The organism is Micromonospora halophytica (genome assembly GCF_900090245.1).
GTDB classification, from domain to species: Bacteria; Actinomycetota; Actinomycetes; order Mycobacteriales; family Micromonosporaceae; genus Micromonospora; species Micromonospora halophytica.
In genome coordinates, this window is record NZ_FMDN01000007.1 from 154,215 (window position 1) to 168,356 (window position 14,142).

The 14,142-nt window shown below is 71.1% G+C and carries 13 protein-coding genes; 6 read left to right on the forward strand and 7 right to left on the reverse strand.

The features are described 5' to 3' along the window. Positions 1-116 precede the first annotated feature (116 nt). Positions 117-1,751, forward strand: coding sequence for a cellulase family glycosylhydrolase (locus GA0070560_RS12885; protein ID WP_091295446.1), 1,635 nt, complete (start codon positions 117-119; stop codon positions 1,749-1,751). Between the two features lie 291 nt (positions 1,752-2,042). Here the strand turns inward: GA0070560_RS12885 and miaB are convergent, their stop codons facing one another. Then, positions 2,043-3,611 (reverse strand): tRNA (N6-isopentenyl adenosine(37)-C2)-methylthiotransferase MiaB, encoded by a 1,569-nt coding sequence (miaB, locus tag GA0070560_RS12895; RefSeq protein ID WP_091295776.1) that lies wholly within the window; start codon positions 3,609-3,611, stop codon positions 2,043-2,045. 53 nt (positions 3,612-3,664) lie between these two features. On the opposite strand from miaB, the gene GA0070560_RS12900 reads away from it, so the two are divergent. Next, positions 3,665-3,892 carry a DUF2277 domain-containing protein gene (locus tag GA0070560_RS12900; RefSeq protein ID WP_091295449.1) on the forward strand — a complete coding sequence of 76 codons (228 nt, stop codon included), beginning with the start codon at positions 3,665-3,667 and terminating at the stop codon, positions 3,890-3,892. Between the two features lie 87 nt (positions 3,893-3,979). Here the strand turns inward: GA0070560_RS12900 and GA0070560_RS12905 are convergent, their stop codons facing one another. Further along, positions 3,980-4,459 carry a hypothetical protein gene (locus GA0070560_RS12905; RefSeq protein ID WP_091295453.1) on the reverse strand — a complete coding sequence of 160 codons (480 nt, stop codon included), beginning with the start codon at positions 4,457-4,459 and terminating at the stop codon, positions 3,980-3,982. 276 nt (positions 4,460-4,735) lie between these two features. Then, complete coding sequence (gene selD, locus GA0070560_RS12910; protein ID WP_091295456.1) at positions 4,736-5,725, reverse strand: selenide, water dikinase SelD; 990 nt, start codon at positions 5,723-5,725, stop codon at positions 4,736-4,738. A 199-nt stretch (positions 5,726-5,924) separates the two neighbouring features. Between selD and GA0070560_RS12915 the strand changes: the two genes are divergently transcribed. Genes GA0070560_RS12915 through GA0070560_RS12930 form a run of 4 tightly spaced genes read left to right on the forward strand, consistent with a single transcriptional unit; the run spans position 5,925 to position 9,328 of the window. Continuing rightward, complete coding sequence (locus tag GA0070560_RS12915; RefSeq protein ID WP_091295459.1) at positions 5,925-6,680, forward strand: amino acid ABC transporter ATP-binding protein; 756 nt, start codon at positions 5,925-5,927, stop codon at positions 6,678-6,680. Positions 6,681-6,737: 57 nt separating this feature from the next. Continuing rightward, positions 6,738-7,616 (forward strand): glutamate ABC transporter substrate-binding protein, encoded by an 879-nt coding sequence (locus GA0070560_RS12920; RefSeq protein ID WP_091295463.1) that lies wholly within the window; start codon positions 6,738-6,740, stop codon positions 7,614-7,616. 39 nt (positions 7,617-7,655) lie between these two features. After that, positions 7,656-8,363: an amino acid ABC transporter permease gene (locus GA0070560_RS12925; RefSeq protein WP_091295467.1), complete on the forward strand. Its 708-nt coding sequence runs from the start codon at positions 7,656-7,658 to the stop codon at positions 8,361-8,363. Beyond that, positions 8,360-9,328 (forward strand): amino acid ABC transporter permease, encoded by a 969-nt coding sequence (locus tag GA0070560_RS12930; RefSeq protein ID WP_091295470.1) that lies wholly within the window; start codon positions 8,360-8,362, stop codon positions 9,326-9,328. Before GA0070560_RS12925 ends, GA0070560_RS12930 begins: the two co-directional genes overlap by 4 nt. Before the next feature lie 51 nt (positions 9,329-9,379). Here GA0070560_RS12930 and rny read toward each other — a convergent pair whose 3' ends face one another. The 4 genes from rny to GA0070560_RS12950 all read right to left on the reverse strand — a co-directional run bounded on the left by rny (position 9,380) and on the right by GA0070560_RS12950 (position 14,138). Beyond that, the gene (gene rny / locus GA0070560_RS12935) at positions 9,380-11,146 is read right to left on the reverse strand and encodes a ribonuclease Y (protein ID WP_091295473.1); all 1,767 of its coding nucleotides are present in this window, start codon (positions 11,144-11,146) and stop codon (positions 9,380-9,382) included. An 846-nt stretch (positions 11,147-11,992) separates the two neighbouring features. Beyond that, a complete protein-coding gene (locus GA0070560_RS12940) occupies positions 11,993-12,691 on the reverse strand; it encodes a regulatory protein RecX (RefSeq protein WP_091295476.1) in 699 nt (232 codons plus the stop codon). A 14-nt stretch (positions 12,692-12,705) separates the two neighbouring features. Continuing rightward, positions 12,706-13,752, reverse strand: coding sequence for a recombinase RecA (gene recA / locus GA0070560_RS12945; protein WP_091295478.1), 1,047 nt, complete (start codon positions 13,750-13,752; stop codon positions 12,706-12,708). 185 nt (positions 13,753-13,937) lie between these two features. Further along, the gene (locus GA0070560_RS12950; protein WP_091295481.1) at positions 13,938-14,138 is read right to left on the reverse strand and encodes a DUF3046 domain-containing protein; all 201 of its coding nucleotides are present in this window, start codon (positions 14,136-14,138) and stop codon (positions 13,938-13,940) included. Positions 14,139-14,142: the final 4 nt, after the last annotated feature.

Below are 14,142 nucleotides of genomic sequence, written 5' to 3' on the forward strand. Positions count from 1 at the left end.
GTCCACGTGACACGGCCGTCGACGCTCGTCCGCGTACCCGATGACGAGCGGGCCGTCTCCCTTGGTCCTTCCGCCCGCGGCGCTCGCGCGGCGCGGGCATCCGAAGTGGAGCCCTCATGCACCGACCCACCACCCTCGGTGGCGCGCTGACCGCGCTCGCCACCGCCGCGGCCGGCGTCCTCGTCGCCACCGCCGTCAGCACCTCACCGGCCGCCGCCGCTGTCGGCGGCACCGGCACCGGCTACCTGCACACCAACGGCAACAAGATCGTCGACAGCACCGGCGCGACGGTACGCCTGACCGGCATCAACTGGTTCGGCATGGAGACCGACAACAAGACCTTCCACGGGCTCTGGTCGAACAACCCGTGGCGCGGCCAACTCGACAAGATGGCCAGCCTCGGCTACAACACCCTGCGGATCCCGTACTCGAACGACGCGCTGAAGCCGGGGGCCACGGCCAGCGGGGTCAACGACTTCGTCAACCCGGACCTGGTCGGGCTCTCCCCGTTGCAGATCCTCGACAAGGTCATCGACTACGCCGGCAGCAAGGGGATGCGGGTCATCCTGGACCGGCACCGGCCGACCTCGGCCGGGCAGTCGCCACTCTGGTACACCTCGACGGTCTCGGAGGCGACCTGGATCGCCGACTGGAAGATGCTCGCCCAGCGGTACGCGGGCAACCCGACGGTGATCGGCGCGGACCTGCACAACGAGCCGCACGCCGAGGGCACCAACCCGGCCGCGACCGGCGCCTGCTGGGGCTGCGGGGACACCGCCCGGGACTGGCGGCTGGCCGCCGAGCGGGCCGGCAACGCGATCCTCGGGGTGCAGCCCGACTGGCTGATCTTCGTGGAGGGGGTGAGTTGCCCCAGCGGCGGCCTGTCGAACGTCTGGGACAACGACCCCAGCAACGACGAGGACTGCGGCTGGTGGGGCGGCAACCTGTCGAAGGCCAAGGACTTCCCGGTCCGGCTGAACGTGGCGAACCGGCTGGTCTATTCGCCGCACGAGTACGCCACCAGCGTCTACGAGCAGGCCTGGTTCAAGGCCCCGGACTACCCGGCGAACATGCCGGCGATCTGGGACAGGTACTGGGGTTACCTGCACAAGCAGAACATCGCGCCGATCATGATGGGCGAGTTCGGCACCACGTTGGCCGATCCGCGGGACAAGGTCTGGCTGGAGAACCTGATGGCCTACACCGGCACCGGGGTCGACGGGATGTCCTTCACCTACTGGTCGTGGAACCCGAACTCCGGCGACACCGGCGGCATCGCGCTGGACGACTGGACCAACATCAACACCGCGAAGCAGGCGATCCTCCAGCCGTACCTGATCCCGCCGGTGGGCGGCGGCACCGGCCCGACCGGCAGCCCCACCGCGAGCCCGACCGGCAGCCCGACCGCGACTCCGACCGGGACGCCGACCACGCCGCCGCCGACGGGCGCGTGCACGGCGACCTACCAGCAGGTCAACGCCTGGCAGGGCGGATTCCAGGGTGAGCTGACCGTGAGGAACACCGGCACCGCGGCGGTGAACCCGTGGTCGGTGACCTGGTCCTGGCCGTCGGGGGTGACCCTGGCCAGTGGTTGGAACGCCACGGTGACCCAGTCCGGCACGACGGTGACGGCCGCCGGGCCGACCTGGTCGCCGTCGCTCGCCGCCGGCGCGTCGGTGACCATCGGCTTCACCGCCAACGGCGCGGCCTCCGCGCCGGGCTCGGTGAAGCTGGGCGGCGTCGCCTGCTGAGCCGACCGGCACCGCCCTGATCGGTGGCCGTCCCCTCGGACGGCCGTTCCATCTGGGTGAGGGCGGCTCCGGCCCGGGCACCCCGGTCGCCCGGAACAACCACTTCGTGGACTCGGGCAGCGGCCGGGCCGGCGGCAGCGTCCGCAGCATCCCGTAGCCGTACAACCTGGACAGCGCGAGCAGCGTGAAGTCGATCGTGTCGGGCGGCGCGGGCGCCGGCCGGATCTCGGTCTGACCGTCCGGGAGGAAGCAGTCGGGGCCCGCCCCGTGCGGCGGGCCCCGACCTCGCCGTCAGTGGGCGGCGCAGCCGGTCGTCGGCGCGGGCGCCGCAGCCGGCGCGCCGACCGTTGGCAGCCCGAGCAGCACCCCGGGCGTACGCGGGGAGCGCCCCGCCTCGGCCGCGTCGCCGGCCCGGGTACGCCGGTGCGACAGTGGTTCGCCGTCGGCGTTGAGGTGGTGCGGCGCGGCGTAGGTGACCCTGGTGTGCACGATGTCGCCGGGGCGGATCGACCCGGCGAGGGAACCCGCGTCACCGGGCCGGCCGTTCGCTCCGGCTGCGCCCGTCGCGAAGTGCACGAGGCGGCCGTCGCGGGCCCGGCCGGACATCCGGCCGGTGCGCTCGTCCTTGCGCCCCTCGCCGACGGCGACCAGCACCTCGACGGCCTTCCCCACCAGGCGCTTGTTCTCCGCCCAGGTGATCTCCTCCACGCAGGCGATCAGCCGCTCGTAGCGCTCCTGCACGACCTGTTTGGGAAGCTGACCGTCCATCGTGGCGGCCGGGGTGCCGGGGCGCTTGGAGTACTGGAAGGTGAACGCCGAGGAGAACCGGGCCTCGCGTACCACGTCCAGGGTGCGCTGGAAGTCGGTCTCGGTCTCACCGGGGAAGCCCACGATGATGTCGGTGGTGATCGCCGCGTCCGGCATCGCCGCCCGGACCTTCTCGATGATCCCCAGGTAGCGCTCCGACCGGTACGACCGGCGCATCGCCTTCAGCACGTCGTCGGAGCCGGACTGCAACGGCATGTGCAGCGAGGGGCAGACGTTCGGCGTCTCGGCCATCGCGGCGATCACGTCGTCGGTGAAGTCCTTCGGGTGCGGGCTGGTGAACCGGACCCGCTCCAGCCCGTCGATGTCGCCGCAGGCGCGCAGCAGCTCGGCGAAAGCGGACCGGCCACCACTGCGCTTCCAGTTCGGCTCGCCAGCGTCGCCGAACGCGACGCCGTAGGAGTTGACGTTCTGCCCGAGCAGGGTCACCTCCAGCACGCCCTCGTCGACCAGGGCACGGACCTCGGAGAGGATGTCGCCGGGGCGGCGGTCCTTCTCCTTGCCCCGCAGGGAGGGCACGATGCAGAACGTGCAGGTGTTGTTGCAGCCGACCGAGATCGACACCCAGCCGGCGTACGTGGACTCGCGCCGGGTCGGCAGCGTGGACGGGAAGACGTCGAGCGACTCCAGGATCTCCACCTCGGCGGCGGCGTTGTGCCGGGCCCGCTCCAGCAGCACCGGCAGCGAGCCGATGTTGTGCGTGCCGAAGACCACGTCCACCCAGGGGGCCTTGCGGACGATGTCGCCGCGGTCCTTCTGGGCCAGGCAGCCGCCCACGGCGATCTGCATCCCGGGGTGTTTGTCCTTCACGGGGCGCAGGTGACCGAGGTTGCCGTAGAGCCGGTTGTCGGCGTTCTCCCGGACGGCGCAGGTGTTGAACACCACCACGTCCGGGTTGTCGTCGACCTCGCCGGCGCGGACGTAACCGGCCTGCTCCAGCAGGCCGGAGATGCGCTCGGAATCGTGCACGTTCATCTGGCAGCCGTACGTACGCACCTGATAGGTGCGCGGGCTGCGCTCGGCTGCGGTAGTCATGACGTGCACAGCGTATCCGGGCCGACCGGGATCCCCCGAACGAGGAGCAGCCAATGTGCCGGAGCATCAAGACCCTGCGTGAACCGTACGTGCCGGAGGTGACCCAGGCCGACGTCGAGGCGGCGGCGTTGCAGTACGTCCGGAAGATCTCCGGGTTCCGCGCCCCGGCCGCCCACAACGCCGAGGCTTTCGACGCCGCGGTACGCGCCGTGGCCGCCGCCACCGCGACCCTGCTGGACCAGTTGCAGGTCCGCGGCTCCCGACCCGCCGCCACCCGCTGACCGCCACGGGGCCGGAGCGGTCCGCCCGCGAGCCGACCCCGGCGGGCGCCACTGCCAGGGCGGGCCCCCGAGGCGGGCGCGGCCGGGTCAGGCGGCCGCGCGGGCCGGGTTGACCGAGTCGGGGGCCCACCTCGAACGGTGGCAGCGGGACCAGCCCCGGCAGCCGGGGTGGGTCAGCGTGCAGAGCCGCTGGTTGGTCAGCACCTCACCGTCGTCGGTCTCGGTGACGTCGAAGTGCACCGGGCGGATCGTGCCGTCCGGCGCGACCAGCAGGTGCCGGCCCGCGTCCAGGGTGTCGTCGGTCAGCAGACAGTTGCGGTCGAGCAGCCGGGCCAGCGCCGCGATCGCGCGCTGTTCGTTCAACGATTCCGGCACCCCGTAACAGTCCACCACCGTGCCGAACTCCCCCGGCGCCTCCCACACGTCGCAGACCACCGCGTACGTGGGCAGCCGCACCGGGTCGGCGATGGCGAGGGGCATCACCACCCGGCCGAGCGCCTCGGCCAGCGCCGGGTACACCTCCACGGGTGCCGCCCGGTCGATTCTCCAGTTCCACAGCTCGGTCACGCCGCCTCCTCGCTGCGTTCGTCCCACTGGCCTCCGGATCGGGCCTTACAGACGATGGTGGGGTGCATATGGCATCAACCGGGGGCAAGTTACCGGTCTGTGACCATTCCGGGCAAAATTTCCTGGAGCGCCATTGCTCCGAGTAGCGGGAAGGTGACAGTTTATCGGGTATGGTGCCCGCTCCGGCGGACCCCGCCCGCCGCGTGGCGCACCGGCCGTCTCGCCCGCACGGTCCGCCGGGTGGCGCACCGGTCGCCTCGTCGGCGGGCCCGGCGGTCAACGCAGCACGACCAGGTGCTCGCCCCGGGGCAGCAACTCGCCGATCACCGTGCCGCCCGGCACCTCTCCGGCCAGCAGCAGCCCGCCGGAGGTCTGGGCGTCGGCCAGCAGCAGCCGGGCCGCCTCGGCGGCCGGGCCGAAGTCGGTCCACGGGGACACCCAGTCCAGGTTACGGCGGGTGCCGCCACTGACGTACCCGTCCCGGACCGCCTCCCGCGCCCCCGGCAGGTACGGCACCCGGGCGACGTCGACCGCGACCGTCAGCCGGCTCGCCCGGGCCAGCTTCGAGGCGTGCCCGAGCAGCCCGAAACCGGTCACATCGGTGCCGCAGCGCACCCCGGCGGCGACGGCCGCGCGGGCCGCCTCCCGGTTCAACGTGGCCATCGAGGCGACTGCCGCGTCGAACCGCTCACCGGTGCGCTTGTGGCGGGTGTTGAGCACCCCGACACCGAGCGGCTTGGTCAACGACAGCGGCAGGCCGGCCCGCCCCGCGTCGAGGGTGATCAGTTCCTCCGGGCGGACCACGCCGGTGACGGCGAGGCCGTACTTCGGGCCGTCGTCGTCGACGCTGTGCCCACCGGCCAGGTGGCAGCCGGCCTGCCGGGCCACGTCCTGCCCGCCGCGCAGCACCTCCCGCGCCAACTCCAGCGGGAGCACGTCACGCGGCCAGCAGAGCAGGTTGAGCGCGACCAGCGGGGTGCCGCCCATGGCGTACACGTCGGAGAGCGCGTTGGCGGCGGCGATCCGGCCCCAGTCGTACGGGTCGTCGACGACCGGGGTGAAGAAGTCGGCCGTGCTGACCAGGCCGGTGCGCTCGTCCAGCCGGACCACGGCGGCGTCGTCGCCGTGCTCCAGCCCGACCAGCAGGTCGGCGGCGCCGACGGCCGGGGCCAGCCCGGCGACCATCGCCTCCAGCTCACCGGGAGGTATCTTGCAGGCGCAGCCCCCACCACGGGCGTAATCGGTCAGGCGGACCCGGTCGGTCATCCTCACATGATCTCCGTCGGACCTGCCGCCCGCCACCGGAGCGCGGTGCCGAATGGCGGAATTCGGACGCCCGGGGACGGCGTGGACCGGTGTTACCGCTCCGTGACCATCTGAGTTGCGTTCCGCCACGTCACCCCGCCTACAGTTGCCCGAACCGGGGGTCGACCGACCCCGCTTTCCGGGACCGACGACAGGGACGGTGGACGACGTGGCGACGGGCGAACCGCTCATCGTGCTGGACGGGGTCAACAAGTGGTTCGGCCCGCTGCACGTGCTCGACGACGTGTCACTCTCCGTCGGCAAGGGTGAGGTCGTGGTCGTGATCGGCCCCTCCGGCTCCGGCAAGTCGACCCTGTGCCGGACGATCAACCGGCTGGAGCCGATCACCTCGGGCACCATCACCTTCGACGGGCAGCCGCTGCCGGCCGAGGGCAAGGCGCTGGCCAAGCTGCGCAGCGAGGTCGGCATGGTCTTCCAGTCGTTCAACCTCTTCGCGCACAAGACCATCCTGGAGAACGTCACCCTCGGCCCGGTGAAGGTCCGCAAGGAGAAGGCGTCCGTCGCCCGCGAGCGCGGCCTGGCCCTGCTCGACCGGGTCGGCATCGCCAACCAGGCCGACAAGTTCCCGGCCCAGCTCTCCGGCGGTCAGCAGCAGCGGGCGGCGATCGCCCGCGCGCTGGCCATGCAGCCCAAGGCGATGCTCTTCGACGAGCCGACCAGCGCGCTGGACCCGGAGATGGTCGGCGAGGTGCTCGACGTGATGACCTCGCTGGCCGGCGAGGGCATGACCATGGTCGTGGTGACCCACGAGATGGGCTTCGCCCGGCACGCGGCGAACCGGGTCATCTTCATGGCCGACGGGCAGCTCGTCGAGGACGCGCCGCCGTCGCAGTTCTTCGCCAACCCGCGCAGCGAGCGGGCCCGGGACTTCCTCTCCAAGATCCTCACGCACTAGGCGTCCGTAGTGGACCGCGCCGTCCCCCGGTGGGTTCCGTCCAAGAAGGAGATGAGTATGCGTTTCAAGCGCGTGGCGGCAGTCGCCGCAGCGGCGACCCTGGCGCTCGGCCTGGCCGCCTGCGGTGGCGACGACGCCGACGAGGGCACCGGCGCCGGCAGCAAGTCCTTCCCGGCCGGCAGCACCATGGAGAAGCTCAACAAGGCCCAGAAGATCAAGGTCGGCACGAAGTTCGACCAGCCGGGCTTCGGCCAGAAGGGGCTGTCGGGCAAGCCGGAGGGCTTCGACGTCGAGGTCGCGAAGATCATCGTCAAGGAGCTCGGCATCCCCGAGGACAAGATCGAGTACGTCGAGACGCCGTCGAAGGTCCGCGAGGACGTCATCGTCAACGGCACCGTCGACCTGGTCGCGGCGACCTACACGATCAACGACAAGCGCAAGGAGCGCATCGCCTTCGCCGGGCCGTACTACGAGGCCGGCCAGAACATCCTGGTCAAGAAGGACGACACCACGATCACCGGGCCGGACTCGTTCAAGGACGGCACCAAGAAGGTCTGCTCGGTGACCGGCTCGACCCCGGCCGAGGAGATCAAGAAGTACGTCAAGGACGTCGCCACTCAGGTGGTGCTCTTCGACACGTACGACAAGTGCCGCGACGCCCTCAAGGGCGGCCAGGTGGACGCGGTCACCACCGACAACGTGATCCTGCTCGGCTTCATCGCCAAGGACGAGGCGTCGTTCAAGCTGGCCGGCGACAACTTCACCAAGGAGCCGTACGGCATCGGGGTGAAGAAGGAGGACACCGACTTCCGCACCTTCATCAACGACACGCTGGAGAAGGCGTTCGCCGACGGCAGCTGGAAGAAGGCGTGGGACGACACCGCCGGCAAGTTCGGCGCGGAGCTGGGCACCGCTCCGACCGTCAACCGCTACTGACCGACCGCTGATCTGGAGGGTGGGGAGGAACACCGACCCGTGAACGTGCTCATCGACAAGTTCGACGTCTTTGCGGGTGGCTTCTGGCTCACCCTCCAGATCTGCGTACTCGCCGCGATCGGCGCCCTGATCCTGGGCGCCGTCGTGGCGGTGCTGCGCATCTCGCCGGTGCCGCCGCTGCGCGCGGTCGGCACCGGCTACGTGAACGTCTTCCGGAACATGCCGCTGACCGTGGTGATGTTCTTCGCCGCCTTCGGCCTGCCGGCGCTCGGCTCCAACGCCGACTTCCTGCGCGTCCCCGGGCTGGACGCGATCTTCAGCCGGCTCGGCACGGACCTGCCGTACTTCCGCTTCGCACTGATCGCCCTGGTGCTCTACACCGCGGCGTTCGTCTGCGAGGCGCTGCGCTCCGGCGTGAACGCGGTGCCGGCCGGCCAGGCCGAGGCCGCCCGGTCGCTCGGCCTCACCTTCGGCCAGAACCTGCGGTACGTGGTGCTGCCGCAGTCCTGGAAGGCGTCGGTGGTGCCGCTCGGCTCGGTCATCATCGCGATGATCAAGAACTCCGCGCTGATCGGTTTCTTCGGCGTCGTCGGTGACCTCTCCCAGACCGCCGACCAGCTCACCTCCGCCGAGGGCTACGCCTTCGTCCCGGTGGCCATCGGCATCTCGATCGGTTACCTGATCATGACCGTGCCGCTCGGCGCCCTGCTGGACCGGCTGGAGAAGCGACAGGCGGTGGCCCGATGAGTCAGCAGACCAGCGTCCTCTACGACGTCCCAGGCCCCCGCCAGCGGCGGATCACGCTGATCAGCAGCATCGTCGCCACGGTGGTGCTGGCCGTCGGGGCGTACTTTCTGATCTACCAGCCGCTGGACGACAAGGGCCAGTTCTCGATGGAGCTGTGGGGGCCGCTGGTCGACCCCGCCAACGAGAACTTCCCGCTGGTCTGGGACCGGATCGGCACCGGCCTGAAGAACACCCTGATCGCGGCGGCGCTGGCCATCGTCGCGTCCCTGGTGGTCGGCACCCTGCTCGCCGTGCTGCGGATCCAGCTCAAGAGCCTGACCCGGCGGCGGTTCACCGGGCTGGCCACGCCGGTGGCGTACCTGCTGCGCGGGCTGAGCCTGACGCTGTCGGCGGTCACCCGGGTCTGCGTCGAGGTGTTCCGCGGCCTGCCGGTCGTCATCACCATCTTCTTCGTGGCCCGGGGCTTCCCCGAGTTCGGCATCTCCTTCGACACGCTCTGGTACCTGGTCATCGGCCTGACCGTCTACAACGCGGTGGTCATCGCCGAGATCCTGCGCTCCGGTATGGAGGGGCTGCCCGGCGGGCAGGCGGAGGCCGCCGCCGCGATCGGCCTCTCGCCGCTGCAGACCACCCGGATGATCCTGCTGCCGCAGGCCTTCCGGATCATGCTCCCGGCGCTGATCAGCCAGCTCGTCGTGGTGCTCAAGGACACCTCGCTGGGCTTCATCATCAGCTACGAGGAGACCCTCAACATCGGCAAGCAGATCATCGGTGTGCTCGGCAACCCGATCCAGGTGTACGTGGTGATCGGCGTGCTGTTCATCGTGGTGAACTACTCGCTGTCCAAGCTGGCGCAGTACGTCCAGCGCCAGCTCTCCCAAGGTCGCAAGTCGACCGGGGTCCCGGCCCAGACCCCACCCGCCGCGCTGGCCTCCCAGTCCGAGGCCACCGGCCAGGGCGTCTGATCCGCCGTCCGATGAAGGGCCGGCCATTTCGGCCGGCCCTTCTCGGGTCCGTCAGCGGGCGATCTCGGTGACCCGGGACTCCCGGACCACGGTCACCCGGATCTGACCGGGGTAGGTCAGCTCCTCCTCGATCTGCTTCGCCACGTCCCGCGCGAGCACCGCCGCGCCGATGTCGTCGACGTCGTCCGGCTTGACCATCACCCGGATCTCCCGGCCCGCCTGCATGGCGAAGACCTTCTCCACGCCGAGCTTGCCGGCGGCGATCTCCTCGATCCGCTCCAGCCGCTTGACGTACGCCTCCAGGCTCTCCCGCCGGGCCCCCGGCCGACCGCCCGAACAGGCGTCGGAGGCCTGGGTGAGCACCGCCTCGATGGTCTGCGGCGGCACCTCGTTGTGGTGCGCCTCGATGGCGTGTACGACGTCCTCGTTCTCGCCGTACTTGCGGGCCAGGTCCGCGCCGATGATGGCGTGGCTGCCCTCCACCTCGTGGGTGAGCGCCTTGCCGATGTCGTGCAGGAACGCCGAGCGCTTGATGATCGGCACGTCCAGCCTCAGCTCGGCGGCCATGATCCCGGCGATGTGCGCGGTCTCCACCAGGTGCTTGAGCACGTTCTGCCCGTACGACGTGCGGTAGCGCAGCCGGCCGAGCAGGGTGACCAGCTCCGGGTGGATCTCGGTGATGCCGACCTCGACCAGGGCGTCCTCGGCCGCCCGGTGGCAGAGCTCCTCCACCTCCTGGCGGGCCAGCTCGTGCACCTCCTCGATCCGGTGCGGGTGGATCCGGCCGTCGAGGACCAGCTTCTCCAGGGTGAGCCGGCCGACCTCCCGGCGTACCGGGTCGAAGCAGGAGAGCAGCACCGCCTCAGGGGTGTCGTCGATGATCAGGTTGACCCCGGTCACCGACTCGAAGGCGCGGATGTTGCGCCCCTCCCGGCCGATGATCCGCCCCTTCATCTCGTCCCCGGGCAGGTGCAGGACGCTGACCACGCTCTCCGCGGTCTGCTCGCTGGCCACCCGCTGGATCGCGTCCACCACGATGTGCCGGGCGCGCTGCTCGGCGGTGTTCCGGGCGTCCGACTCGATGTCCCGCACGAGCAGCGCGGCCTCCCGCTTGGCCTGCGTCTCGATCACCTCGATCAGCTCGGCGCGGGCGGAGTCGGCGGTCAGTCCGGCGATCCGCTCCAGTTCCCGGCGGCGCTGCTCCTCGGCGGCGGCCAGCGCGGCCTCCCGCTCGACCAGGCCGCCCTCACGCTCGGCCAGGGCGGCGCTGGCCGCCGTGAGCTGCCGTTCCCGCTCGGCGAGGCGCTCCACCTCCTCGGTGTGCATCCGCTCGCGCTCGTCCATCCGGGCCGCCCGGCGTTCCACCTCGGCGGCCTGCTCGCGGGTGGTGGCGGCGAGGACCGCCACCTCCCGCTCGCCGCTGCGCCGGGCGGTGGTGCGCAGCTGCTCGGCGTCCAACTCGGCCTGCTTGTGGGCCCGTTCGAGGACGGTGTCGGCCTCGGCACGCGCGTCGTCGAGCACCCGGCGGGCCTCGGCCCGGGCCGCCTTCGCCTCGGCCTTCGCGGCGGCCGCCTCGGCCCGGGCCGCCGCGGCGGCGGACTTCGCCACGTCGATGGTGCTGTTCGCCTGGTCGGCAGCGGTACGCAACGCGGCCAGGGACTGCTCCTGGCGGTCCTTCTCGGCGATGAACGCCGGGTCTTCCGGCCGGGGCGTCGCGCCCAACCGCCGTACCACCCGGACACCGAACAGGACGGCGCCGACGACGATCGCGGAGAGGAGCACCACCGCGACGAGCAGCACCACCTCGACGGCACTCATGACCGCGCCCCGTCGCACCGCACCGCGGAACGGGGGTGCCGTACGTCGCCGGCTGATCCGCGCCAGCCGACACCCCCTGGGGACCCGTGGTCCCTGTGCCGCCCCGCCATGGCCGCCTCCCCTGAACGTCGACGCCGCGGCGAAACCGTGCCTCGGGCACGAACCGCCGCGGCCCTGGACGCCCGACCGAGCGGCTGGCCGTGGGTGCAGCTCTCCGTCGGCGGTGCCCGGGGCGCCGTCGACAGCCGGTTGCAGTTGTCGGACCGACTCCGGACCGGCCGTCCGGAGTCGCCGTCACAGGCCGGTGGAGCTGGCCAAAGTGATGCTGTTCTGTTACGCGATCTATGTTGTGCGCTTAGCCTGCGTTGGTCGGGCAGTTTGAGCCTGTATGGCGAGGCTAGGTCGCGGACGGCCGTTCGGTCAAGAACTCATGATCAAACCCCCCGAACGGAGAGAAGTTGAACCGTCACCCGGTGGTGATGTCAGGCCGGACACCAGGGGACAAAGAACGCAGTCGACGAGGGGCCGTGGGCACAGAGCAGCAAGATCGTCTCCGTGTCGCCGAAGTGGCGGTGTCATTGCACCTGGGACACCGCCACCTCGGCGCAACGGAGTCGATCACCACGGGGGACACGCGGGGGAATCGGCCACGACCGCAGCAGCACGACACCCCGGGGGCGCGACACAGCGCCGTCAGGCGGCGCCGAGAGTGCGCGTCGCGGGTGTCCAGATGCCGGCCTCGACCGCCGGAGCGCCGGGCACGCCGGGCACGGAGCCGCAACCTGCGGCGGGACCCGCGAGCCATGACGGCCGACAGGCGATGACGGACCGCGAGCCGTGACGGGGTCAGTCGGTCGGGCGGGTGTCCCGGTCGAGTTCGCCCTCGGCCTCGGCGAGGGCGTCCGCGTCGATCTGCTCGGCGAACTCGGCCGCCTCGGCGCTCTGGGCGGCCAGGGCGTCCTTCACCGCGCGGATGGCCACCCCGGGCGGGTAGCCCTTGCGGGCCAGCATGCCGACCAGGCGGCGGAAGACCGCGTCGGGCTCGCCCCGGGCCGTCCGCAGCTTCCGCTCCACCAGCGCGCGGGCGGTCTCCGCCTCGGTCTCCTCGTCCAGCTCACCGAGGGCCTCGCTCGCCACCTCACCGTCCACGCCGCGCTGGCGCAGCTCGTTGGCGAGAGCGCGGCGGGCCAGCCCACGGCCGGCGTGACGACTGGAGACCCAGGCGCGGGCGAAAGCAGCGTCGTCGATGATGCCGACCTCGTCGTAACGGTCGAGCACCTGGGCCGACACCTCGTCGGAGATGCCCCGCCTGGCCAGCGCCCCGGCCAGCTCCGCCCGGGTACGCGGACGCACCGCGAGCTGCCGCAGGCAGATTTCCCGGGCCACCTCGGCCTCGTCGCGCGGCGGGGTCTCGGGCGCTTCCGGGTCCGGGTCGTCGGCCCCGGACCGGCGACCCCGGCGGGGGCGGGGCGGGCTGGTGGCGTCGCCAGCCCGGGGCGGACTGGCGTCCCAGCCACGCCCCGTGCGGGCGCGTCGTCCTGCCACGACTCAGCGACCGGTCAGAAGTCGACCGGCGGCAGCTCCGGGCCACCGGCGGCGTCGCCCGCGCCGATCCCGACGCCGAGCTTCTCCAGGATCTTCTTCTCGATCTCGGCGGCGACGTCCGGGTTCTCCCGGAGGAACTCGCGGGCCTTCTCCTTGCCTTGGCCGAGCTGATCGCCGTCGTAGGTGTACCAGGCGCCGGACTTGCGGATGATCGCCTGCTCGACGCCGACGTCGATCAGCGAACCCTCGCGGGAGATGCCCTTGCCGTACATGATGTCGAACTCGGCCTGCTTGAACGGCGCGGCGACCTTGTTCTTCACGACCTTGACCCGGGTGCGGTTACCGACCACGTCGGTGCCGTCCTTCAGGCTCTCGATACGGCGCACGTCGAGCCGGACCGAGGCGTAGAACTTCAGCGCCCGGCCACCGGTGGTGGTCTCCGGGCTGCCGAACATCACGCCGATCTTCTCGCGGAGCTGGTTGATGAAGATCGCCGTCGTGCCGGTGTTGTTGAGCACACCGGTGATCTTCCGCAGCGCCTGGCTCATCAGCCGAGCCTGGAGACCGACGTGGCTGTCGCCCATCTCGCCCTCGATCTCGGCGCGCGGCACCAGCGCGGCCACCGAGTCGATCACGATGATGTCGATCGCGCCGGAGCGGACCAGCATGTCCGCGATCTCCAGCGCCTGCTCGCCCGTGTCGGGCTGGGAGACCAGCAGGGCGTCGGTGTCGACACCGAGGGCCTTCGCGTACTCCGGGTCGAGCGCGTGCTCGGCGTCGACGAACGCGGCGATGCCACCGGCCCGCTGGGCGTTGGCCACCGCGTGCAGGGCCACCGTGGTCTTACCGCTGGACTCGGGACCGTAGATCTCGACGACTCGGCCACGGGGCAGACCGCCCACGCCGAGCGCCACGTCGAGCGCGATGGAGCCGGTCGGGATGACGGCGGTCTGCACGACCGGCCGCTCCCCCAGCCGCATCACCGAACCCTTGCCGAACTGCTTGTCGATCTGAGCGAGAGCAAGGTCGAGTGCCTTCTCCCGGTCGGGCCCTGCGGCCATGTTTGCCACCCCTGCCTTCGCCGGCGTCTTTCCTGAGCTTCGCGTCACGCGGGACACGCTAGGCGCTGGGTCCGACAGAAAACCAGCCGACCGGCCGTGAGCTGTGGACGAGCACCCCGCTGTGGACAATAGCCGAACAGGTGTACGACTCGACAAGCGACACGCGGGAGTGACGAAAATGCTGCTCAGCGTAGCCGGGCGGGAACCCGCTCGGGATAGGCGGCGACGACCGCCCGCCACACCACGTGCGTCTGCTCACCCTCGGCGAGCGCCTGCGTGATGGTCCGCCCGCCCAACTCGGAGAGCACCTGGTCGCTGGCGATGCTGGCCGCGTAACCCGGCCCGAAGGCCTCCTCCAGCCGGGTCCAGAAGTCGGTCAGCCGCACGTGA

What these genes read in the sequence shown, in the direction of transcription:
- GA0070560_RS12930 (WP_091295470.1), top strand. Translation starts at nt 8,360, where the DNA reads ATGAGTCAGCAGACCAGCGTCCTCTACGACGTCCCAGGCCCCCGCCAG.
- GA0070560_RS12920 (WP_091295463.1), top strand. Translation starts at nt 6,738, where the DNA reads ATGCGTTTCAAGCGCGTGGCGGCAGTCGCCGCAGCGGCGACCCTGGCG.
- GA0070560_RS12885 (WP_091295446.1), top strand. Translation starts at nt 117, where the DNA reads ATGCACCGACCCACCACCCTCGGTGGCGCGCTGACCGCGCTCGCCACC.
- selD (WP_091295456.1), bottom strand. Translation starts at nt 5,725, where the DNA reads ATGACCGACCGGGTCCGCCTGACCGATTACGCCCGTGGTGGGGGCTGC.
- miaB (WP_091295776.1), bottom strand. Translation starts at nt 3,611, where the DNA reads ATGACTACCGCAGCCGAGCGCAGCCCGCGCACCTATCAGGTGCGTACG.
- rny (WP_091295473.1), bottom strand. Translation starts at nt 11,146, where the DNA reads ATGAGTGCCGTCGAGGTGGTGCTGCTCGTCGCGGTGGTGCTCCTCTCC.
- GA0070560_RS12900 (WP_091295449.1), top strand. Translation starts at nt 3,665, where the DNA reads ATGTGCCGGAGCATCAAGACCCTGCGTGAACCGTACGTGCCGGAGGTG.
- recA (WP_091295478.1), bottom strand. Translation starts at nt 13,752, where the DNA reads ATGGCCGCAGGGCCCGACCGGGAGAAGGCACTCGACCTTGCTCTCGCT.